General features: G+C 73.8%; 19 protein-coding genes, 1 pseudogene and 1 riboswitch. Of the genes and pseudogenes, 4 read left to right on the forward strand and 16 right to left on the reverse strand.

The genetic code is table 11. The annotated features are described in order from the left end of the window. The first annotated feature begins 172 nt into the window (after window positions 1-172). Genes JQX11_RS25965 through JQX11_RS25975 form a run of 3 tightly spaced genes read left to right on the forward strand, consistent with a single transcriptional unit; the run spans window position 173 to window position 2,666 of the window. On the forward strand, window positions 173-1,045 hold the full coding sequence (locus JQX11_RS25965; protein WP_204927571.1) for an ABC transporter substrate-binding protein: 873 nt from the start codon (window positions 173-175) through the stop codon (window positions 1,043-1,045). Between the two features lie 50 nt (window positions 1,046-1,095). Next, entirely contained in the window at window positions 1,096-1,920 is an 825-nt protein-coding gene (locus JQX11_RS25970; protein ID WP_204927714.1) for an amino acid ABC transporter permease, read from the forward strand. Between the two features lie 2 nt (window positions 1,921-1,922). After that, complete coding sequence (locus JQX11_RS25975; protein ID WP_232378602.1) at window positions 1,923-2,666, forward strand: amino acid ABC transporter ATP-binding protein; 744 nt, start codon at window positions 1,923-1,925, stop codon at window positions 2,664-2,666. A 90-nt stretch (window positions 2,667-2,756) separates the two neighbouring features. Here JQX11_RS25975 and ribH read toward each other — a convergent pair whose 3' ends face one another. The 7 genes from ribH to rpe form a co-directional block, all read right to left on the reverse strand. Beyond that, on the reverse strand, window positions 2,757-3,257 hold the full coding sequence (ribH, locus tag JQX11_RS25980; RefSeq protein ID WP_088645198.1) for a 6,7-dimethyl-8-ribityllumazine synthase: 501 nt from the start codon (window positions 3,255-3,257) through the stop codon (window positions 2,757-2,759). A gap of 2 nt (window positions 3,258-3,259) precedes the next feature. After that, window positions 3,260-4,537: a bifunctional 3,4-dihydroxy-2-butanone-4-phosphate synthase/GTP cyclohydrolase II gene (locus JQX11_RS25985; protein ID WP_204927572.1), complete on the reverse strand. Its 1,278-nt coding sequence runs from the start codon at window positions 4,535-4,537 to the stop codon at window positions 3,260-3,262. Further along, complete coding sequence (pnuC, locus tag JQX11_RS25990) at window positions 4,534-5,229, reverse strand: nicotinamide riboside transporter PnuC (protein WP_204927573.1); 696 nt, start codon at window positions 5,227-5,229, stop codon at window positions 4,534-4,536. Before pnuC ends, JQX11_RS25985 begins: the two co-directional genes overlap by 4 nt. Continuing rightward, a complete protein-coding gene (locus JQX11_RS25995) occupies window positions 5,226-5,891 on the reverse strand; it encodes a riboflavin synthase (protein ID WP_232378603.1) in 666 nt (221 codons plus the stop codon). The genes pnuC and JQX11_RS25995 overlap by 4 nt, the downstream gene beginning before the upstream one ends. A gap of 1 nt (window position 5,892) precedes the next feature. Further along, on the reverse strand, window positions 5,893-6,954 hold the full coding sequence (ribD, locus tag JQX11_RS26000) for a bifunctional diaminohydroxyphosphoribosylaminopyrimidine deaminase/5-amino-6-(5-phosphoribosylamino)uracil reductase RibD (RefSeq protein WP_145918942.1): 1,062 nt from the start codon (window positions 6,952-6,954) through the stop codon (window positions 5,893-5,895). A 139-nt stretch (window positions 6,955-7,093) separates the two neighbouring features. Next, a riboswitch (FMN riboswitch) is annotated at window positions 7,094-7,264 on the reverse strand. 62 nt (window positions 7,265-7,326) lie between these two features. Then, window positions 7,327-8,286, reverse strand: coding sequence for a response regulator (locus JQX11_RS26005; RefSeq protein WP_088645203.1), 960 nt, complete (start codon window positions 8,284-8,286; stop codon window positions 7,327-7,329). 1 nt (window position 8,287) lies between these two features. Beyond that, a complete protein-coding gene (gene rpe / locus JQX11_RS26010; RefSeq protein ID WP_204927574.1) occupies window positions 8,288-8,968 on the reverse strand; it encodes a ribulose-phosphate 3-epimerase in 681 nt (226 codons plus the stop codon). Window positions 8,969-9,226: 258 nt separating this feature from the next. Between rpe and JQX11_RS26015 the strand changes: the two genes are divergently transcribed. Next, window positions 9,227-10,117 carry a septum formation family protein gene (locus tag JQX11_RS26015; protein ID WP_204927575.1) on the forward strand — a complete coding sequence of 297 codons (891 nt, stop codon included), beginning with the start codon at window positions 9,227-9,229 and terminating at the stop codon, window positions 10,115-10,117. 140 nt (window positions 10,118-10,257) lie between these two features. On the opposite strand, the gene JQX11_RS26020 is transcribed toward JQX11_RS26015, so the two are convergent. The 9 genes and pseudogenes from JQX11_RS26020 to JQX11_RS26060 all read right to left on the reverse strand — a co-directional run. Beyond that, window positions 10,258-11,784, reverse strand: coding sequence for an RsmB/NOP family class I SAM-dependent RNA methyltransferase (locus tag JQX11_RS26020; protein ID WP_204927576.1), 1,527 nt, complete (start codon window positions 11,782-11,784; stop codon window positions 10,258-10,260). Beyond that, window positions 11,781-12,707, reverse strand: a complete 927-nt coding sequence (gene fmt, locus JQX11_RS26025) for a methionyl-tRNA formyltransferase (RefSeq protein WP_204927716.1) — start codon at window positions 12,705-12,707, stop codon at window positions 11,781-11,783. The genes JQX11_RS26020 and fmt overlap by 4 nt, the downstream gene beginning before the upstream one ends. Before the next feature lie 8 nt (window positions 12,708-12,715). Further along, the gene (gene def / locus JQX11_RS26030) at window positions 12,716-13,276 is read right to left on the reverse strand and encodes a peptide deformylase (RefSeq protein ID WP_204927577.1); all 561 of its coding nucleotides are present in this window, start codon (window positions 13,274-13,276) and stop codon (window positions 12,716-12,718) included. A 110-nt stretch (window positions 13,277-13,386) separates the two neighbouring features. After that, window positions 13,387-14,370 (reverse strand): AAA family ATPase, encoded by a 984-nt coding sequence (locus JQX11_RS26035; RefSeq protein WP_204927578.1) that lies wholly within the window; start codon window positions 14,368-14,370, stop codon window positions 13,387-13,389. A gap of 191 nt (window positions 14,371-14,561) precedes the next feature. Further along, on the reverse strand, window positions 14,562-16,658 hold the full coding sequence (locus tag JQX11_RS26040) for a primosomal protein N' (protein ID WP_232378626.1): 2,097 nt from the start codon (window positions 16,656-16,658) through the stop codon (window positions 14,562-14,564). 71 nt (window positions 16,659-16,729) lie between these two features. Next, entirely contained in the window at window positions 16,730-17,923 is a 1,194-nt protein-coding gene (gene metK, locus JQX11_RS26045) for a methionine adenosyltransferase (RefSeq protein WP_204927579.1), read from the reverse strand. Between the two features lie 89 nt (window positions 17,924-18,012). After that, complete coding sequence (gene coaBC / locus JQX11_RS26050; RefSeq protein ID WP_204927580.1) at window positions 18,013-19,221, reverse strand: bifunctional phosphopantothenoylcysteine decarboxylase/phosphopantothenate--cysteine ligase CoaBC; 1,209 nt, start codon at window positions 19,219-19,221, stop codon at window positions 18,013-18,015. Between the two features lie 14 nt (window positions 19,222-19,235). After that, a complete protein-coding gene (rpoZ, locus tag JQX11_RS26055; RefSeq protein ID WP_007075826.1) occupies window positions 19,236-19,499 on the reverse strand; it encodes a DNA-directed RNA polymerase subunit omega in 264 nt (87 codons plus the stop codon). 60 nt (window positions 19,500-19,559) lie between these two features. After that, window positions 19,560-20,091: pseudogene (locus JQX11_RS26060) on the reverse strand (guanylate kinase); the annotation flags it as partial. Window positions 20,092-20,104: the final 13 nt, after the last annotated feature.

Genomic DNA, 20,104 nt, shown 5'->3' on the forward strand with positions numbered 1-20,104 from the left:
CACATCCCGTTCCCGCAGGCTGGGACGGGGCCGGAGACGCCGGGCGCTCCGGCCGGCCGGAGCGCGGGTCACCGGCCACCGGCAACGGACCGGACACGTTTGCACATCGATCTCTCATCTACCTGATGGGACACCCTTCGAGGGATCGGCGGTCTTCTCTATCCTGGCGGCCATGGTCAGCAGCAGCTCACGTACCCGCGCCGCCGCCACCGCCGCCGTGCTCCTCGTCGCCGTGGCCGGATGCGCCCCGCAGGACCCCACGCCCACCACCCCCGACGTCGTCCCCACCGCGGCGTCCTGCGCCAAGGACAGCCTGAAGACCCGGACACCGGGCAAGCTCACCATCGCCACCGACGAGCCCGCGTACGAGCCGTGGTTCAAGGGCGACAAGCCGGACAGCGGCGAGGGTTTCGAGTCCGCCGTCGCGTACGCGGTGGCCGAGAGGCTCGGGTACGCCCGGGGGGACGTCACCTGGACCCGGGTGAAGTTCGACACCGCCATCGCCCCGGGCCCGAAGACCTTCGACTTCGACATCAACCAGTTCTCCATCACCGAGGAACGCAAGCAGGCGGTCGACTTCTCCGCCCCGTACTACCTGGTGCGGCAGACGGTCATCGCGCTCAAGTCGTCGAAGATCGCCGGGAAGAAGTCGGTGGCGGACCTGAAGAACGCCAAGCTGGGCGCGCAGGTCGGCACGACCAGCTACCAGGCGATCACCGCCCTGATCAAGCCCTCGGTCAAGCCGCAGGTCTACAACAGCAACGACGACGCCAAGAAGGCCCTGCAGAACGGCCAGATCGACGGGCTGGTGGTCGACCTGCCGACCGCGTTCTACATCACCGGTTCGGAGGTCACCGACGCCACCATCGTCGGCCAGCTGCCGCAGGTGGGTGCGCCGGAGGCGTTCGGGCTGCTGCTGGACAAGGACTCCCCGCTCACGCTGTGCGTCAGCAAGACCGTCGGGGAACTCGCCGAGGCCGGCACGCTCAAGCAGCTGGAGCAGAAGTGGCTCGCCCAGGTGGCGGGGGCGACCGAACTCCAGTGAGCCGGGTGTCCGCAGGCAACGACGACCCGGCGGTGGACCGGCCGTACCTCCTGTCGGCGGCCCAGCGGCGGCGGGCCGCGTACCGGCGTCGGCAGACGACCCGCAGCGTGCTGGTCGCCGCCGTCTCCACGGCGGTGCTCGGCACGCTGCTGGTCGTCGCGGTCACCGGCGCACCCGGCTGGGACCGGGTGCGCCTGTCGTTCCTCGACCCACAGATCGCCCGCGACGCCCTGCCGGAGGTGCTCACCGGGCTGTGGCTCAACGTCCGGCTGCTGGTCTGCTGTGCCGTCGGGGCGCTGCTGCTCGGCCTGCTGATCGCGCTGCTGCGGACCCTGCGCGGGCCGGTCTTCTTCCCGGTCCGCGCGCTCGCCGCCGGGTACACGTACACCTTCCGGGGCCTGCCGCTGATCATCGTGCTGTACGTGCTCACCCTCGGCGTGCCCGGCCTGCGGTTGCAGGGGATGCCCCCGGTGCTGGTGCTCGGCGGGCTGGCGCTGGTGCTCACCTACGGCGGTTACCTGGCGGAGGTGTTCCGGGCCGGCATCGAGTCGGTCCACCCGAGCCAGCTCGCGGCGGCCCGCTCGCTGGGGCTGACCTACCGGCAGACCATGCGGCACGTGGTGCTGCCGCAGGCCGTCCGGCGGGTCGCGCCGCCGCTGCTCAACGACGTGGTGGCGTTGCAGAAGGACGTCGGCCTGGTCTCCCTGGCCGGCCCGATCGACGCCGTCCGGGCGGCCCAGATCGCCACCGCGCAGAGCTTCAACTACACCCCGTACATCGTGGCCGGGGTGCTGTTCGTGCTGCTCGCCATCCCGCTGATCGCGGTCACCGACTGGGTGACGCTGCGCGCGGCCCGACGCCAGTCCGGAGGCTGACCATGGCCGTGCTGACCTGCCAGGGGGTACGCAAGGAGTTCGGTGGCCGGGTGGTGCTCGACGGGCTCGACCTCACCGTCGAGGAGCACCGGGTGGTCGCCCTGATCGGGGCGTCCGGGTCGGGTAAGTCGACGCTGTTGCGCTGCGTCAACCTGCTGGAGGAACTCGACGACGGGAGCATCACGCTCGACGGCGAGGAGATCTCCGACCCCCGGGTCGACCCCGACCGGGTCCGCCGGCGCATCGGCATGGTGTTCCAGTCGTACAACCTGTTTCCGCACCTGAGCGTGCTGGAGAACGTCACCCTCGCGCCGCGCCGGGTGCACCGGCGGGCGCGGGCCGAGGCCGAGGCGCAGGCCCGGGAGCTGCTCGCCCGGGTCGGGTTGGCCGACCGGGCGGACGCCTACCCGGACCGGCTCTCCGGCGGCCAGCAGCAGCGGGTGGCGATCGTCCGGGCGCTGGCCAACTCGCCCCGGCTAATGCTGCTGGACGAGGTCACCTCGGCGCTCGACCCGGAGCTGGTCGGGGAGGTGCTGGCGATGATCCGGGACCTCAAGGCCGACGGGATGACGATGGTGTTGGCCACCCACGAGATGGGGTTCGCCCGGGAGGTCGCCGACCAGGTCTGTTTCCTCGACGCCGGTCGGGTGGTCGAGGCCGGGCCGCCCGCGCAGGTGTTCGGCGAGCCGACCCAGCCCCGAACCCGGCAGTTCCTCAAGCGGATCATCGAGGCCGGCCGGCTCTAGCGCGGGGTGCCCCAAGTGGGGCGATGTTGCGGGGTCGGCGGTCGTGGACCCCGCAACATCGGCCCACCAGGCCAAAGCCCCGACGGGTGGTCAGCCGGCGAAGCCGACGCGGTGGCCGTTGGCCGTGGACACGGCCCGGACCGCCAGGGCGGCGTCCAGGGCGGCCACCGTCGCCGACCAGCCCTTGTCCTCGGCGGAGCCGGGCAGCCCGGCGCGGTCCCGGGCCTGGTCGAGGTTCTCCACGGTCAGCACCCCGTGCGCCACCGGCTTGCCCTCGTCCAGGGCGACCCGGGTCAGCCCGTCGGTCACCGACCGGCACACGTAGTCGAAGTGGGCGGTCGCGCCGCGCACCACCACGCCCAGCGCCACCACCACGTCGCAGCGCCGGGCCAGGGCCTGCGCCACCACCGGCAGCTCCACCGAACCGGCCACCCGGGCCGTCACCACCCGCGCCCCGCACGCCTGCGCGGCGGCCACCGCCCGGTCGAGCATGTGGTCGGTCAGCTCGCCGTGCCAGCGCGCCGCCACCACCCCGACGGTCAGCCCGGCGGCATCCACCGGGGTCACTCCGGGTTCACCGAAACCCGCCATCGTCATGCTCCGATCTCGTCGCCGGGGACCGGCCGGCCCATCGGGGCCTCGGTCACCTCGTCCAGCTCGTCCAACAGGTGGCCCATCCGGTCCCGCTTGGTCCGCAGGTAGCGGACGTTCTCCGGGTGCGGCCGGACCGGCAGCCCCTCCCGGCCGGTGACGGTCAGCCCGTACCCCTCCAGCCCGGCCCGCTTGGCCGGGTTGTTGGTGAGCAGCCGCATCGACCGCACCCCCAGGTCGTAGAGGATCTGCGCGCCGGTGCCGTAGTCCCGGGCGTCGGCCGGCAGGCCCAGGTCGAGGTTCGCGTCCACGGTGTCGCGGCCCTGGTCCTGGAGCTGGTACGCCTGCAGCTTGTGCAGCAGGCCGATGCCGCGCCCCTCGTGGCCGCGCACGTAGAGCACCACGCCCCGCCCCTCCCGGGCGACCCGGGCCAGCGACGCCTGCAACTGCGGCCCGCAGTCGCAGCGCAGCGACCCGAAGACGTCCCCGGTCAGGCACTCGGAGTGCACCCGGACCAGCACGTCCCTGCCGTCGCCCAGCTCACCGAAGACCAGCGCGACGTGCTCGGCCGGGTCGTGTTCGGCCCGGTAGCCCAGCGCCCGGAACACCCCGTACGGGGTGGGCATCCGCGCCTGCGCGACCTGCTCGACCTGCTTCTCGTGCCGCCGCCGGTAGGCCACCAGGTCGGCGATGGTGACCAGGGTGAGCGAGTGCTCGGCGCAGAACTTCTCCAGATCCGGCAGGCGCATCATGGTGCCGTCGTCGTTGACCAGCTCGCAGAGCACCCCGGCGGGTCGCAGCCCCGCCAGCCGGGTCAGGTCGACCGCCGCTTCGGTGTGCCCGGGGCGGCGCAGCACCCCGCCGGCGCGGGCCCGCAGCGGCACCACGTGGCCGGGGCGGGCCAGGTCCGTCGGGTCGGTGCCGGGGTCGGCGAGCAGCCGGATGGTGTGTGCCCGGTCGGCTGCCGAGATGCCGGTGCTGACCCCCTCCCGGGCGTCCACGGTCACCGTGTAGGCGGTGCCGCGCCGGTCCTGGTTGGTGTGGTGCATCGGCGGCAGGTCCAGCCGGTCGCACTCCGCCTCGGTCAGTGGGACGCAGACGTACCCGGAGGTCCAGCGGACCATGAAGGCGAGCAGCTCCGGGGTGGCCAGCTCGGCGGCGAAGATCAGGTCGCCCTCGTTCTCCCGGTCCTCGTCGTCGACCACCACCACGGGCCGGCCGGCGGCGATCTCCGCCACCGCCTCCTCGATCCGGGCGAAGGTGACCGCCTGGGTGCTCATGCCACGACCTCCGAGTAGGTGGACGGGATCGGTGTCGACGCCGTACGGCTGGCCCGCGAGCTGCGCCACCAGGCGGCGAAGCCCCAGCCGCAGAGCGCGCCGTAGACCAGGTACATCGCCGCCGAGGGGTAGAAGCCGCCGCGCAGCAGCAGCGGTACGCCGACCGCGTCCACCGCGATCCAGACCAGCCAGAACTCCACCCAGCCCCGGGCCATCCCGTAGGTGGCCAGCAGGCTGCCGGTGAGGATCCAGGCGTCCGGCAGCGGCCCCCACGAGCCGAGCGCGGCGAGCAGCGGATAGCTCAGCGCGGTGCCGAGCACGGCGGCCAGCAGCAGGCCGAGCCGTTCCCGGCCGGTGGCCCAGCGGGGGGTGACCGCCGGGGCGTCCCCGCCCTGGCGGCGGTTGCGTGACCACCGCCACCAGCCGTAGACGCTGACCGCGAAGAAGAAGACCTGCCGGCCGGCCTGGCCGTAGAGGTCGTGCGCCTGCGGGGTGGCGAACACCCCGCCGAGGAAGACGGTGAACAGCAGCCCGTTGCCGATCATGCCGACCGGCCAGGCCCAGACCAGCCGGCGCAGCCCGAGCAGCGCCGAGACCAGCCCGAAGGCGTTGCCGACGATCTCCCGGACCAGCACCGGGGAACCGACGACGTGCACCTGCGCGTCGAGCAGCCAGCCGACCGGGCCGCTCACCGTGCCTCTCCGGCGGTGTCGCCGGGCAGCGCCGGGGCGGCGTCGTCGGTCCCGACCGGGCCGCCGGGCAGCCGGGCGTCGAGGAGGCGTTCGACGTACTTGGCCAGCACGTCCACCTCCAGGTTGACCGGCGCGCCGACCCCCCGGCCGCCGAGCGTGGTGAGCTTGAGGGTGGTGGGGATCAGCCCGACGGTGAACCAGTCGTCGCCGACCGCCGCCACCGTCAGCGACACCCCGTCAACGGTGATCGAGCCCTTCTCCACCACGTACCGGGCCAGGGCGGTGGGCAGCCGGAACCGCAGCGTCTCCCACTGCGCCGCCGGTTCCCGGGAGAGCACCTCGCCGACGCCGTCGACGTGGCCCTGCACCAGATGCCCGCCGAGCCGGCTGTTCAGCGCGGTGGCCCGCTCCAGGTTGACGGGGTCGCCGGGGCGCAGCCCGCCGAGCGCCGAGCGGCGCAGCGTCTCGCCCATCACGTCGGCGGTGAACACCCCGCCGTCGACGTCGACCACGGTCAGGCAGACCCCGTTGACCGCGATGGAGTCGCCGTGCCGGGCGTCGGAGGTGACCAGTGGGCCGCGGATCGCGACCAGCGCCGAGTCACCCCCGGTGTCGGCGATCCGGACGACCTCGCCCAACTCCTCGACGATGCCGGTGAACATCTCAGGCCTCCCTCTTCCGGGGCAGCGCGGTGATCCTCAGGTCGGACCCGACCCGGGTAACGTCGGTGATTTCCAGATCGATGGCGTCGGCGATGGTCGTCACACCCGCGTCGACCAACGCGGTCGGTCCGGCCCCGAGCAGCTTCGGCGCGACGTACCCGACGACCCGGTCGACCAGGCCGGCGGCGAGGAACGCCCCGGCCAGCCGGGGACCGCCCTCCAGCAGCGCGGCGCGTACCCCCCGGTGGTGCAGTTCGGCCAGCAGGGCCGGCAGGTCGACCCGGCCGTCCGGGCCGGCGCCGACCTCCGCGACGGTGGCGATCCAGGTCCGGGCGGCGCCGTCGCGGACCCGGGCGTCGGCCGGGGTACGCCCGGCGCTGTCCACCACCACCCGCAGCGGCTGGCGGATGGCCAGGGTGCCGTCGCGCAGGTTGCGGGCGGTCAGCCGGGGATCGTCGGCGAGCACGGTGCCGACCCCGGCGATGACCGCGTCGACCGTGCCGCGCAACGCGTGCACGTCCATCCGGGCCGCCTCGGAGGTGATCCACATGCTGCTGCCGTCGGCCGCCGCGGACCGGCCGTCGAGGGTGGCGGCGTACTTCCAGATCAGGTACGGCCAGCCGCGCCGCATCGAGGTCAGCCAGGCGACGTTGCCGGCCTCGGCCTCGTCGGCGCGTACCCCGAACTCGACCCGCACCCCGGCGGCGCGCAGGGTGGCGGCGCCGCCCGAGGCGACCGGGTTGGGGTCGGGTACGGCGATCACCACCCGGGCGATGCCGGCGCGGATCAGCGCGTGACTGCACGGGCCGGTGCGACCGGTGTGGTCGCAGGGTTCCAGGGTGACCACCGCGGTGCCGCCCCGGGCCCGCTCACCGGCCTGGGCGAGCGCGACGATCTCGGCGTGCGGCCCGCCGGTGTAGGCGTGGAAGCCCTCCCCGACGACGACGCCGTCCGCGTCGAGCAGCACGCAGCCGACGACCGGATTGGGACTGGTGGTGCCGAGACCCCGCGCGCCCAACTCGATGGCACGACGCATCGCCTCGTCCACGGAGACGCCGCCCATGCCCTGCCCTCTCGCTCGCCGGTCCCCGCGCGGGCGGTACGGGAGCAGCCGGGCAGGCGGCGGCGGAACCGGGAACGGCAGCGCCGCCCCCGGGGAGCCCACGCGGTCGCAAGAGACGCCACGCAGGCCCGCCCCGCCCGCGCGCTGTCTCCCATCCGGACTGTCGGGGGTGCGGACGGACCGCTCCCCCACCGTCGGCCCCGGATTCTCACCAGGTCCACCGGGCGGCACAGCCGTCCGGGTCGCGGGCTTACCACGTCGAGCGTGGATCACCGCCGGTTCGGAATTTCACCGAGCCCCGCCAGCGCGTGGTGGGTACATGCGAAGTCTTACACGTAACCCCGGGGAGTCCGCCACCTCCAGCGTGCTACTTCACACCCCGTCGGCACGTCGCCTGTCGACTGCGACGTATGACCCCGGTTGGCTCTTGGCGACCGTTTTCATCTCGCTGGCCACGGCGATCGCCGCCAGCGGGTCGGTGAAGCGCTTGCGGGCGTCGGAGAGCGAGACACCGATCGACAGGGTGACCAGGGCCGCCCGCCGGATGTTGCCCCGCCGGTCCTTCAGCTCGACGAAGCCGCGTTCCCGGTCGGTCGGGTCGTAGAGGGTGTCGGCGGTCTTCTCGAAGTCGACCACGGCCCGGGAGGTCAGCGGGCGGATCTGGTCGGGGGCGCAGACGATCACGAAGTCGTCGCCGCCGACATGGCCGAGGAAGGCCGGCGGCAGCCCGATCGCGACCACCGCCCGGTACAGGCTGCGGGCCAGCGCGGAGATGAACTCGTCGCCCCGCACGAAGCCGTACCGGTCGTTGACGCTCTTGAACCGGTCGATGTCGATGTAGCCGACGGCGTAGTCGACGCCGCTGCGGACCCGGTCGCTGATCTCCCGGCGGATCCGGCTGTTGCCGGGCAGGCCGGTCAGTGGGGAGACCTCGCGGAACTCCTTGTTGCGGCGCAGCGTGGAGCTGACCCGGGCCACCAGCTCGGCGGTGTCGAACGGCTTGACCAGGTAGTCGTCGGCGCCGGCGCTGAGCCCGTGCACCTTGTCCACGGTCATGCCCTTGGCGGTCAGCATGATCACCGGCAGTGCCGAGGTGATCGGGTTGGCGCGCAGCCGGCGGGTCAGCTCCAGGCCGTCGATGCGCGGCATCATCAGGTCGACCACGGCCAGGTCCGGTTTGTGCTGCTCGATCATGTCGAGCGCCTCCTGGCCGTCCCCGGCGTGCAGCACCTCGAAGCCGTGCAGCCTCAGGTTGAACTCGACGAAGCGGGCGATGTCCTCGTCGTCGTCGACGACCAGGATCACGTCGGGGCGGTCGCCGGTGGGTTCCACCTCAGGCCCCGGCGTTGGCGCGCTCCGCCAGCCCGCGCAGGCGACGGATCGCCTCGGCCGGGTCGTCCGCGCCGTACACGGCGGTGCCGGCGACGAAGGCGTCCGCGCCGGCCGCCGCGGCCTGCTCGATGGTGTCGGCGGCGATTCCGCCGTCGACCTCGATGCGCAGTTCCAGGTGGCCGCTGTCGACGTGCCGGCGGGCCGCCCGCACCTTGTCCAGCAGCTGCGGGATGAAGCGTTGCCCGCCGAAGCCGGCCTTGATCGTCATGATCAGCAGGGTGTCGAAGCTGGGCAGCAGGTCGAGGTACGGCTCGATCGGGGTGTCCCGGTCGATGGCCAGCCCGGCCTTGGCGCCGGCCGAGCGGAGATCCTTGGCCAGGGCGACCGGGTCGTCGCACGCCTCGGCGTGGAAGGTCACGTTGTACGCGCCGGCGTCGGCGTAACCGGGGGCCCACCGCCGCGGGTCGGTGATCATGAGATGCACGTCGAACGGGAGCCGGGTCACCGCCCGCAGGCTCTGCACCACCGGCAGGCCGATGGTCAGGTTGGGCACGAAGTGGTTGTCCATCACGTCGACGTGCAGCCAGTCCGCGGCGTCCTCGACGGCGCGGACTTCATCGGCGAGGCGGGCGAAATCGGCGGCGAGGATGCTGGGCGCGATGATCGACGGCGGTACGGTCACAGGGCAAGTGTACGAACGCGGCCATCCGCCGCGGACAGCACGGCACCATGAGCGACGCCCTGTGATCCAGGCGTGACCCGTGGTGCACCAACGGCTCCTCTTCCCGGGAGTCCGGGACGAATGGCCGGTGCCGACTGGCCGAACGACCGGCAAGACGCAACACTCCATCAGGGACGGTCACGTATGATGCTCGCCCGGCGGCGGGCACGCCGGGTGGGGCACGGCGGCGGAACCGTCGACCCCCGGAAAGGGCGGACGATGCGACGGTGGCTCGTGGCGCTGGCGCTGGCCGGCACCGTGACGGTGGCGCTCAGCGGCTGCGTACCGCAGCACGGTGCCGACGGCGACCTGCTCGACGACTGGCCGGTGCTGCCGGTCGCCCAGTCGTTCGTGCCCGCCACGGACGCCTGCCTGCCCCGGATCACCCCGGTCGTGCAGGCCGGCACCTACGAGACGGTGGACTGCGCGCGCAGCCACCTGGCCGAGACCATCCACGTCGGCACGTTCACCGGCGCGGTGACCCGGGGTGAGCGGCCCGAGCCGGGTTCCGCCGCGCTGCGTCCCGCCCGTACCGAGTGCGACCAGCGGGCCCGCGACGTCCTCGGTGGCGACTGGCACTCGGCCCGGCTGACGATGAACATCGCGCTGCCGGCCAACTCGGCGTGGAACAGCGGCGCCCGCTGGTTCCGGTGCGACCTGAGCGAGACCGACAGCATCGACAACACCCGGCCGGTCAACCGCGTCGGCAGTCTGCGCGGGGCGATGATCGGCGACAATCCGCTCAGCCACCGCTGCTTCGATCCCAAACTGATCGGCAACAATCTCAACTACATGGCCCCGGTGCTCTGCTCCGAGCCGCACCGCGCCGAGTTCGTCGGCGTCTACCTGGAACGCAGCGACCTGAGCTGGGCCGATTTCGGTCGCGCCAACCAGCGGGTGCACCGGCGGTGCATGGCGCTGATCGCCGGCTTCGCCGAGGTGCCCAACAACAGCGAACTGCCGTACCGGGCCGGGTCGATCTTCTATCCGCCGTCGCAGCGGGAGTGGGAGGAGGGCGACCGGGGCATCCGCTGTTTCCTGTGGAGCGACGACCGGAAGCTGACCCGCTCGATGCGCGGCGCCGGCCCCAAGGGCCTCCCCACCATCTGACCCACCCGCTGCCCGTCCGCCCGCCCGCCGCCGCTTCCCGCTTCGGTGATCAAGAGGTTCGCGTCATCCGGCGACGGCTCGTTGACGCAATTCTCTTGATCACCGAGGGCGGGCGGGGCCGCGACGGGGGGCGGGACCGGTCAGGTGCGGCGGAGGAGCGCCAGGAACATGGCGTCGGTGCCGTGGCGGTGCGGCCAGAGTTGGACGGTGGGGCCGTCGCCCAGGCCGGGCATGCCCGACGGCAGGACCGTCCGGGCGTCGACGAAGTCCGCCGGCACCCCCGCGCGCCGGGCCGCCTCGGTGACCGTCACGTGCGTCTCCACCGTGTGCGGGGAACAGGTGACGTAGGCGACCAGACCACCCGGACGGGCCGCCCGCAGCGCGGCGGAGAGCAGCTCCCGCTGCAACCGGGTCAACGGCGGCAGGTCCGACGGCTGCCGCCGCCAGCGCGACTCGGGCCGGCGGCGCAACGACCCCAGCCCGGTGCACGGGGCGTCGACCAGCACCCGGTCGAAGTGCCCCTCCGGCAGCTTCGGATCCGCCCCGACCGTGCGCCCGTCGGTGTGCAGCACGCTCACCGGCAGACCCCGGGTGGCCTGCTCGACCAGCCGGGCCCGGTGCTCGGAGACCTCCACCGCCGTCAGCCGGGCACCCCGCTGCGCGGCGAGCGCGCCGAGCAGGCCGGCCTTGCCACCGGGGCCGGCGCACAGGTCCAACCAGCGGCCGTCGTGACCGTCCAGCGGGGCCGTGGCCAGCGCGTTCGCCACCAACTGGGAACCCTCGTCCTGCACGTGCGCCCGGCCGTCGGCCAGCGCCGGCAGGTCACCGGGCGCGCCGCCGGGCAGGTAGACCGCGTACGGCGAGAACGCACCAGGAGCGCCGCCGACCGCGTCGGCCAGTTCCGCCGGGTCGAGGAGGCCCGGACGGGCGCACAGGTGCACCGGCGGGCGCTCGTTGTCCTCGATCAGCAGCCGGGTCACCTCGCCCAGGTCACCGCCGAGAGCGTCGGCGAAGGCCCGGACGATCCACTGCGGGTGGCTGTAGGTCACGGCCAGGTGGCCGATCGGGTCGGCGGCCATCGTCGGGGCGAGCTTGGCCGTCCACGCGTCGACGTCCTGGCCGGCCACCTCGCGCAGCACCGCGTTGGCGAAGCCGGTGGCCCCCTCCCCCACCGTGCGGACCAGGTCGACCGTGGAGGACACGGCGGCGTGCGCCGGGACCCGGGTGTGCAGGAGCTGGTAGGCGCCGAGCCGCAACGCGTCGCGCACCGGCGGGTCGATCCGCGCGACGTCCCGGCCGGCGGCGGCGGTGAGGATCGTGTCGAGGGTGCCGAGCTGCCGCAGGGTGCCGTAGGTCAGCTCGGTGGCGAAGGCGGCGTCCCGCCCGGCCAGCCCCTGCTCGCGCAGGATCGCCGGCAACACCAGATTGGCGTACGCGTCGTCGCGGTGCACCGCCGCGACCGCCTGGTAGGCGGCGTACCGGGGCAGGTCGACGGCCGGACGGACCGGTCGGCCGGGTCGCCCGCCGCGCCGGTCGGACCCGGCCCGGTCGCCCCACCCGCCGGCTCGGGCGGGGCGGTCGCCCCGGGTGCCGCCGGAGGGCCGCCGGTCGTCGCCGCGCCGGTCGGTGTCGGCCGGACGGTCTCCTCGTGCGGTCGGCTCGGTCACGCGAGTTCCTCCCCGGCGGCGACCCGGACGCCGCGCGCCCAGTCGGTCGCCGGCATGGCCTTCTTGCCCGCCGCGCGCACCTCACCGAGCTGCACCGGCACGGTCGCCGTGCCGGCCAGCACGCGGGACTTCTCCACCAGCAGTTCTCCAGGTTTGAGGGTGGGGCCGTTGCCGACCGGGGTGATCGGCCCGAGCTTGACCCGGTCGCCACGGAAGGTCGTCCACGGGCCCGGGGCGGGGGTGCAGGCGCGCACCCGTCGGTCGACCGCGAACGCGGGGTCACCCCACCGCACCCGGGCGTCGTCCACGGTCAGTTTCGGAGCCAGCGAGACCCCGTCGGCGGGCTGCGGTTCGGCCCGCGCGGTGCCCGCCGCGATCGCGTCCAGGACGGCGACCAGCAGCCCGGCCCCGGAGTGGGCGAGCCGCTCCAGCAGGTCGCCGGAGGTGTCGGTGGGGCGGATCTCGTCGGTGAGCGTGCCGTAGACCGGGCCGGTGTCCAGCCCCTGCTCCAACTGGAAGACACTGGCCCCGGTCAGCTCGTCGCCGTGCAGCACCGCGTGCTGCACGGGTGCCGCGCCCCGCCAGGCGGGCAGCAGCGAGAAGTGCAGGTTGACCCAGCCGAAGCGGGGGATCTCCAGCGCCGCCGGGGGCACCAGCGCGCCGTAGGCGACCACCGGCACGCAGTCGGGGGCCAGCGTACGGAGCCGGTCGAGGAACTCGGGCTCCCGGGGGCGGGCCGGGGTGAGCACCTCGACGCCGTGCTCGTCGGCCCAGACGCCGACCGGGGACCGCAGCACGCCCCGACCCCGACCGGCGGGCGCGTCGGGGCGGGTCACCACGGCCACCACCTCGTGTCCGGAGGCGTGCACGGCGGCCAGGGCGGGGACGGCGACCGCCGGCGTACCGGCGAAGACCAGACGCATCCCGGCGGTCACCGGCCCAGCCCGAAGGGGTTGCCGGCGGCGTGCGGGCTGACCTTGACCGTCGGCGGGGCGGCCTCGTCGTACCAGTCGGCCTGGCGGATCGCCTTCATCGCCTCCTTGCGTCCGGCCGGGTCCAGCCGGTCGAGGAAGAGCACCCCGTCGAGGTGGTCGGTCTCGTGCTGGACGCAGCGGGCCATCAGCCCGGTGCCGACGATCTGCAACGGGTCGCCGTAGCCGTTGAAGCCCTTGGCGATCACGTTCTGCCGGCGCTTGGTGTCGAAGTAGAGCCCGGGGATGGACAGACAGCCCTCCGGGCCGTCCTGCTCCTCGGCGTCGGGGAACTCCAGCACCGGGTTGACCAGGTGGCCGAGCACGTCGTCCACCTCGAAGGTGAACACCCGCAGGCCCACACCGAGCTGGGGGGCGGCCAGCCCGGCTCCGCTGCGGTCACGCATCGTGTCGGTGAGGTCGGCGATGAGCCTACGCAGCTCGACGTCGAAGTCGACGACCGGATCGGCCGGCGTGCGCAGCACCGGGTCCCCGAACAGACGGATGGGCTGGACGGTCACGCGGGGTGGCTCCTTCGTTGGACGGCGTGGTGCCGTACCAGTCTACGGAGTGCGGCGGGGGCACCGGCCGGCGTACCGCGACGGGTGGTGATCGGGGTGGGACGGCCGGGTCAGACGCCGGCGCCCGGTTCGCCGGCCAGCACGGCGTCCCCGCCGAGCAGGGCGTGCGCGGGCAGCGGGAGCCGGGTGCCGTGGGCGGCCTCCCAGTCGTGCACGAGGCTGGGGCGCACGTGGGCGGCGAAGTAGTCGACGGCGCTGGTCTGCCCGACGACCGGCTCGTCCACCTCGGCGACGAGCTGCGCGGGCACCAGCGAGAAACCGTTGCGCAGGGCGGCGCTGAGCCGGCGGTGACCGTCGACGACGAAGAAGTACTCGCCGGTGAAGCCGATCCGCAGCGGGGCGAGGGCCCCGTCGCCGGCCGCCGCCAGCTCCCCGACGAGCCCGGACCCGTCGAGCCCGCGCAGGGTGGCGACGTCCTCGGTCGGGTAGACCCGGGCCGGGTCCAGCAGCAGCAACGGTGGGGCGTCACGCAGCACGTCGGCGGCGAGGCGGCCCTCGTACGCGTCGATGATGTGCGTGATGACTTCCTCGGCGGAGGCCCGGGTGGTGTCGCAGACCAGGTCGTAGTTGCGCAGCCGGGCCTTGTCGACGCCGTAGCGGAGGATGAACCGGTTACGCTCGCTGTCGCTGCGTTCGCGCAGCCTGGCCTCCGCCTCGGCCAGCGAGGTGTAGCTCTCGGCCGGCCCGGAGGGGCGTAGCAGCACGCGCCGGGCCGCCTCGGCCGGCTCGGTGATCATGTGCACCTTGAGCGCGTGGGTGAAGAAGTGCCAGGCCAGCCGGGAGTCCATCACCAGCGATTCGCCGGAGGCGGCGATGTCGCGCTGGAGCTGGTCGACGTAGCCGTCGACGGCCTGGTCCAGCTCGGCGTGCAGGTTGAGCTGGAGCGCGGTCATCTGGCGTTCCTGGGCCATCTGCCGGTAGAGGTCACCGACGCTGACCCGGCGCAGGCCCAGCCGCTTGGCGATCTCGACGGAGACGGTGCTCTTGCCGCTGCCGAGGTCACCGTTGAAGACGATCGACTGACGAACGGTCACGACTGGTCCACCCCTGCTCACCGGCTGATTGAGATCATCGATTTGGCGTCGACCCGACGCGTTCCCGCCTTCGTCGCGCCATTCGTGCGCCCGGGCATGAGGGGCGATGCTATCACGCGTACGCCCGCAGCCCGGCGGACCCGGGGTGCGACGGCGGGCTGGCCGGACCCCCGACGGAACTGAGCGACGACTCAGAACAGGGCGAGCGGGTCGACCTGGAGGCGGACCGGTTCGGCGGCCCGTCGGGCGCTGCGGACCCCGGCGGCGGTGTGCAGCGCCCCGGCCAGCGCGGCGGCCCGGGACCGGGGCACCCGGACCAGCATCCGCTCCCGGTCCTCGTCGGCGGGGACCGGGCCGAGCACCTCCGCCCCGTCCGGCAGCCGGGCCTGCGCGAGCAGGTCGGCCACCGCCTCCGCTCCCCCGGTGACGCTTGCCATCTTCACCGCCGGTGGGAAGCCCAGCTCGCGCCGCTCGGCCAACTCCCGCGCGGCGAACCAGCCCGGGTCCCAGCGCAGCAACGCCTGCACCGGGGCCAGCGCCCCGTCGGCGACCACCACCACCTTGCCACCGGCCGGGGCGGGACGGGCCAACGCCGCCGCGGACAGCCACCGCCGGAGCGCCTCCTCGCCGGCCCGCAGGTCGGCCCGGGTGAGCAGCGCCCAGGAGTCGAGCAGCAGAACCGCGCCGTACCCCCCGTCGGCCACCGGCTCGGCACCCGGGGTGGCGATGACCAGCGCCGCGCCGCCCGGCACGGCGGTGAGCACCTCGTCGCGACCGGAGGTGCGCACCGGCACCCCGGGGAACGCCCGGCCCAGCTCCTCGGCGGTCCGGCGGGCCCCGGTGACGGCCGCCCGCAGCCGTCGCCCGCCGCACTGCGGGCAGGCGTACGCGGCGGTGACCCGGCCACACCAGCGGCAGGCCGGCGGGGCGTCGGCGGCGCGCAGTGCCAACGGGCCGGCGCAGTGCGGGCAGCGGGCCGGGGTCCGGCAGTCCGCGCAGGAGACCGAGGGCAGGTAACCCCGGCGGGGCACCTGGACCAGCACCGGCGCGTCCGCGCGCAGGGTGTCCCGGGCGGTGGTCCAGGCCAGGCTGGGCAGCCGGGCCGTCGCCGCGCCCGGATCGCGGGCCAGTTGCGGGTCGTCCCCGGTCGGGGCGATCGCCGGGGTACGCGCCCGCAGGGTCGCCCGGTCCGCCACCACCTCGCGGGCCCAGCCGGTCTCCACCAGCAGTTGCCCCTCGGCGGTCCGGGTCCAGCCGCCGACCAGCGCGGCGGCGTCGGCGAGCCGGGCCCGGGTGAGCAGCACCTCCCGCGCGTGCGGGTAGGGGGCCCGGGGCTCGGCGTGCAGGTCGTCCCCGTCGTCCCAGATCGCCACCAGGCCGAGCTGGTCGACCGGGGCGAACATGGCGGCCCGGGTGCCGATCACCACCGGCACGTCGCCCCGCCGGGCGGCCAGGAAGGCCCGGTAGCGGCGGGCGGGGCCGAGCGCGGCGGAGAGGGTCACGTGCCGTCCGGGGCCGAGCAGGGTGGTCAGCGCCGCGTCGAGACGGTCGAGGTCCCGGGCGTCGGCGACCACCACGACCGCGCCCCGCCCACCGGCGAGGGTGGCGGCGACCGCGTCGGCGTAGCGGGCCGCCCAGTCCTCCCCGGCCAGCGCCGACCAGACCGCCCGGGGGGCCCGGCCGTCGGCGAGTGCCGTCAGGAACGCCGGGCCGGCGGGATAGTCCCGCCAGCCACGCGGGTCGACCCCGACCGCGTCGCGCGGGGCGGAACCGGCCGCACCGGGCGGGGCGGCCCTGTCGGCACCGCGCGGGTCGACCCCGCCAGCGCCATGCGGGGCGGGGCCGTCTCCGGCGGGCGGGGCGGAAAGATCCACGGCGGACGGGGTCGGCCCGTCGTCGCCCGGGTCGGTGCCGGCACGGGCGGGGTCGGCACCGGCGGAGTCGGCACGGGCGGGGTCGACCCGCGCGGGGTCGGCACGGGGTTCCTTCTCGACCCGGGCGTGCCGGGGCGGGACGGCCAGCCGGAGCACGTCGGCGAGGTTGCCGGCGTACCGGTCGGCGACCGCGCGGGCCAGCCGGGCCACCTCGGGGGCCAGCACCGGCTCCGGTGAGACCACCTTCTCCAGGTAGGCCAGCCGGCCGTCGTGCGCGGAGCTGTCGACCCGCTCCAGCAGCCACCCGTCGACCAGTTGACCGGCGAAGCGGACCTTGACCCGCACCCCGGGGACCGCGTCGTCGGCCAGCCCGGCGGGGACCAGGTAGTCGAAGGGACGGTCGAGGTGCGGCAGCGCGACGTCGACGCAAACCCGAGCGACCGGCGACCCGTCAGCGGGTCGCCGGTCGCTGGGCGTGGTGCCGGTCAGGCGCCCGCTACCGACTTCAGGTCGGCGGCCCGGTCGGTGTTCTCCCAGGTCAGCTCCGGCAGCTCCCGGCCGAAGTGCCCATAGGCCGCGGTCTGCCGGTAGATCGGACGCAGCAGGTCGAGGTCCCGGATGATCGCAGCCGGACGCAGGTCGAACACCTCACCCACAGCCCGCTCGATCCGCTCCACCGGCACGTTCTCCGTCCCGAAGGTCTCAATGAAGAGGCTGACCGGGTGGGCCTTGCCGATCGCGTACGCGACCTGCGCCTCACAGCGCTCGGCGAGGCCGGCGGCGACCACGTTCTTCGCCACCCACCGCATCGCATACGCCGCCGAACGGTCGACCTTCGACGGATCCTTGCCGGAGAACGCGCCACCACCGTGCCGGGCGTACCCGCCGTAGGTGTCCACGATGATCTTCCGACCGGTCAGACCGGCGTCACCCATCGGACCACCGATCTCGAACCGGCCGGTCGGGTTGACCAACAGCCGGTAATCCTCGGTGTCCAGACCCAGACTCTCCAACTCCGGGGCGATGACATGATCCCGCACGTCCGGGGTCAGCAGCGAGTCCAGCGAGATGTCGGCGGCGTGCTGGCTGGACACCACGACGGTGTTCAGCCGTACCGGACGCAGCCCCTCGTACTCGATGGTCACCTGCGTCTTACCGTCGGGCCGCAGGTACGGGATCGTGCCGTCCTTCCGCACCGCCGACAACCGCTGAGCCAGCCGGTGGGCGAGCGCGATCGGCAGCGGCATCAGCTCAGGCGTCTCGGAGCAGGCGAAGCCGAACATCATGCCCTGGTCGCCGGCACCCTGCGCGTCCAACGCGCTCTCCGACGCACCCGTCCGCAACTCGAAGGCGTTGTCGACACCCTGGGCGATGTCCGGCGACTGCGCGCCGATGGAGACACTGACGCCGCAGGAGGCGCCGTCGAAGCCCTTCTTCGACGAGTCGTAACCGATGCCGAGGATCGTCTCGCGGACGATGGTCGGGATGTCGGCGTACGCCTTGGTGGTCACCTCGCCGGCGACATGGACCTGACCCGTGGTGATCAGGGTCTCGACCGCCACCCGACTGTGCGGATCCTGCCTCAGCAGGGCATCGAGGATCCCGTCACTGATCTGATCAGCGATCTTGTCCGGGTGGCCTTCCGTGACCGATTCGGACGTGAAGAGGCGGCGTGTCACGGCACTCCTAAGCTCTTTAGATAATCGTTCCGCAGCAGTCTAGTCACCCTCGCGTACCGCTCACGACCGGGCGAGGCGGCATCCACCGTTCAGGAACGGGCGGGCCACCGATCGCGTACGAGGTCCCAGACCCGGTCGGCCAGATCCTCCTTGGCCTGCTCGGGCAGGCGGTGCACGCTGCCGTCGGCACCGATGACGGTGGCCGCGTTGGTTTCGGCGCCGAAGACCTTGTCGACGCCGACCTCGTTGACGACGACGAGGTCGGCGCGTTTGCGGGCGAGTTTGGCCCGGCCGTTGGCCTCGGCGTCGCCGGTCTCGGCGGCGAACACCACCAGCACCTGCTCCGGTCGACGGCGACGGCCCAGCTCGGCGGCGATGTCCGGGTTGGTGACCAGCGCGATGGTCGGCGCGCTGCCGTCGTCCGACTTCTTGATCTTTCCGGTCGCGTAGGTCGCCGGCCGGAAGTCCGACGGTGCCGCCGCCATCACCACCGCGTCGGCGTCGGCGGCGGCAGCCAGGGTCGCGGTGCGCAGTTCCTCGGTGGTACCCACCCGGACCAGGTCGACCCCGGCGGGGTCGGGCAGCGAGACGTTGGCGGCGATCAGCGTGACCCGGGCGCCCCGGGCGACGGCGGCCCGGGCGAACGCGTAGCCCTGCTTGCCGGAGGACCGGTTGCCGAGGAAACGGACCGGATCGAGGGGTTCGCGGGTGCCGCCGGCGGTGACCACCAGGTGCCGGCCGGCCAGATCGGCGGGGGCGTCGATGCCCCGGGCGAGGGCCCGGCGGGCGACGGCGAAGATCTCGGCCGGGTCGGGTAGCCGACCCTTGCCGCTGTCGGCGCCGGTGAGCCGGCCGACGGCGGGCTCGATCACCCGTACCCCCCGGGAGCGCAGGGTGGCCACGTTGGCGACGGTGGCGGGGTGCTCCCACATCTCGGTGTGCATCGCCGGGGCGAGCACCACCGGACAGCGGGCGGTGAGCAGGGTGTTGGTGAGCAGGTCGTCGGCGAGGCCGTGGGCGGCCCGGGCGAGCAGGTCCGCCGTGGCCGGCGCGACGACCACCAGGTCGGCCTGCTGGCCGAGCCGCACGTGGGGCACCTCGTGCACCGCAGACCAGACGTCGTCGGCGACCGGCTGGCCGGACAGCGCCGCCCAGGTCGGCGCCCCGACGAAGCGGAGCGCCGACGCGGTCGGCACGACCCGGACCCGGTGGCCCGACTCCGTGAACAGCCGCAGCAGCTCGCACGCCTTGTAGGCGGCGATGCCACCGCCGACTCCGAGCACGATCTCGGCGGACATCGGGGGTACGGGGGTTACGGCTGGTCGGTCGGCTCGGCGGTGAGCAGGCCCGCGTTGATCTCGCGCATCGCGATGGAGAGCGGCTTCTCCTGCGGGGTGGTCTCCACGAGCGGGCCGACGTACTCGAGCAGGCCCTCGCCGAGCTGGCTGTAGTAGGCGTTGACCTGACGCGCCCGCTTGGCGGCGAAGATCACCAGCGCGTACTTCGAGGTGGTCTTCTCGAGCAGCTCGTCGATCGGCGGGTTGGTGATGCCCTCGGGGTTGGCGATGGATCCCACGAAATACCTCTGCCTCTGAAGTGGCTGGTCGCTCGGCCGCGCTGGGCGGCCGGTCGCCCGACCACGATTATGCGGTCGGACGGGAGCCAGATTAGGACGAACCGAGCAAGCCTACCAGCTCAGCGGCGGCGCGCTCGGTGTGGTCGTGGTGGACGGCGCGCGCGGCGAAGGCCGCCAGGGCCGGGTCCGGGTGGTGTCCCGGCGGCAGTAGCAGCACCAGCCTGCTCTGCGGCAGGGCCGCGCGGACGACCAGCGCCCCGGGCGGGTCCAGCGGCAGCAGCACCGGCCGGCCCCGCGTCAGGCACTCGGTCAGCGGGGCGCGCGGCGTGCCCCGGCGGTACGGCCCGGCCCGGGACCACTCCAGCAGCTCGCCCGCGGCGATCATCCGGTCGAACTCGGCCGGCTCCCGGAAGAGCCGGTCGACGCCGTCAGACTCGCCGGTGCGAGGTGCCCGGGTGGTCACCGGGACCGGCACCCACACGGCGGGAGAACGCGCCCGGACCGCCTCGACCACACCGCCCCGGCCGGCACCCGAAGGTCCGGTCAGGACGGTGAGCCGTGCCGCCGGGCACGCCTCCTCATCCGTGCTCACCGCTTGTTTGTAC

Origin of the sequence: Micromonospora humida (assembly GCF_016901255.1) — a bacterium.
Taxonomy (GTDB): domain Bacteria; phylum Actinomycetota; class Actinomycetes; order Mycobacteriales; family Micromonosporaceae; genus Micromonospora; species Micromonospora wenchangensis.

Excerpts from the sequence above, each read along its gene's own strand:
- JQX11_RS25965 (WP_204927571.1), top strand. The coding sequence starts at position 173 with ATGGTCAGCAGCAGCTCACGTACCCGCGCCGCCGCCACCGCCGCCGTG.
- JQX11_RS25975 (WP_232378602.1), top strand. The coding sequence starts at position 1,923 with ATGGCCGTGCTGACCTGCCAGGGGGTACGCAAGGAGTTCGGTGGCCGG.
- ribH (WP_088645198.1), bottom strand. The coding sequence starts at position 3,257 with ATGGCGGGTTTCGGTGAACCCGGAGTGACCCCGGTGGATGCCGCCGGG.
- JQX11_RS25985 (WP_204927572.1), bottom strand. The coding sequence starts at position 4,537 with ATGAGCACCCAGGCGGTCACCTTCGCCCGGATCGAGGAGGCGGTGGCG.
- JQX11_RS25995 (WP_232378603.1), bottom strand. The coding sequence starts at position 5,891 with ATGTTCACCGGCATCGTCGAGGAGTTGGGCGAGGTCGTCCGGATCGCC.
- ribD (WP_145918942.1), bottom strand. The coding sequence starts at position 6,954 with ATGGGCGGCGTCTCCGTGGACGAGGCGATGCGTCGTGCCATCGAGTTG.
- JQX11_RS26015 (WP_204927575.1), top strand. The coding sequence starts at position 9,227 with ATGCGACGGTGGCTCGTGGCGCTGGCGCTGGCCGGCACCGTGACGGTG.
- fmt (WP_204927716.1), bottom strand. The coding sequence starts at position 12,707 with ATGCGTCTGGTCTTCGCCGGTACGCCGGCGGTCGCCGTCCCCGCCCTG.
- coaBC (WP_204927580.1), bottom strand. The coding sequence starts at position 19,221 with ATGTCCGCCGAGATCGTGCTCGGAGTCGGCGGTGGCATCGCCGCCTAC.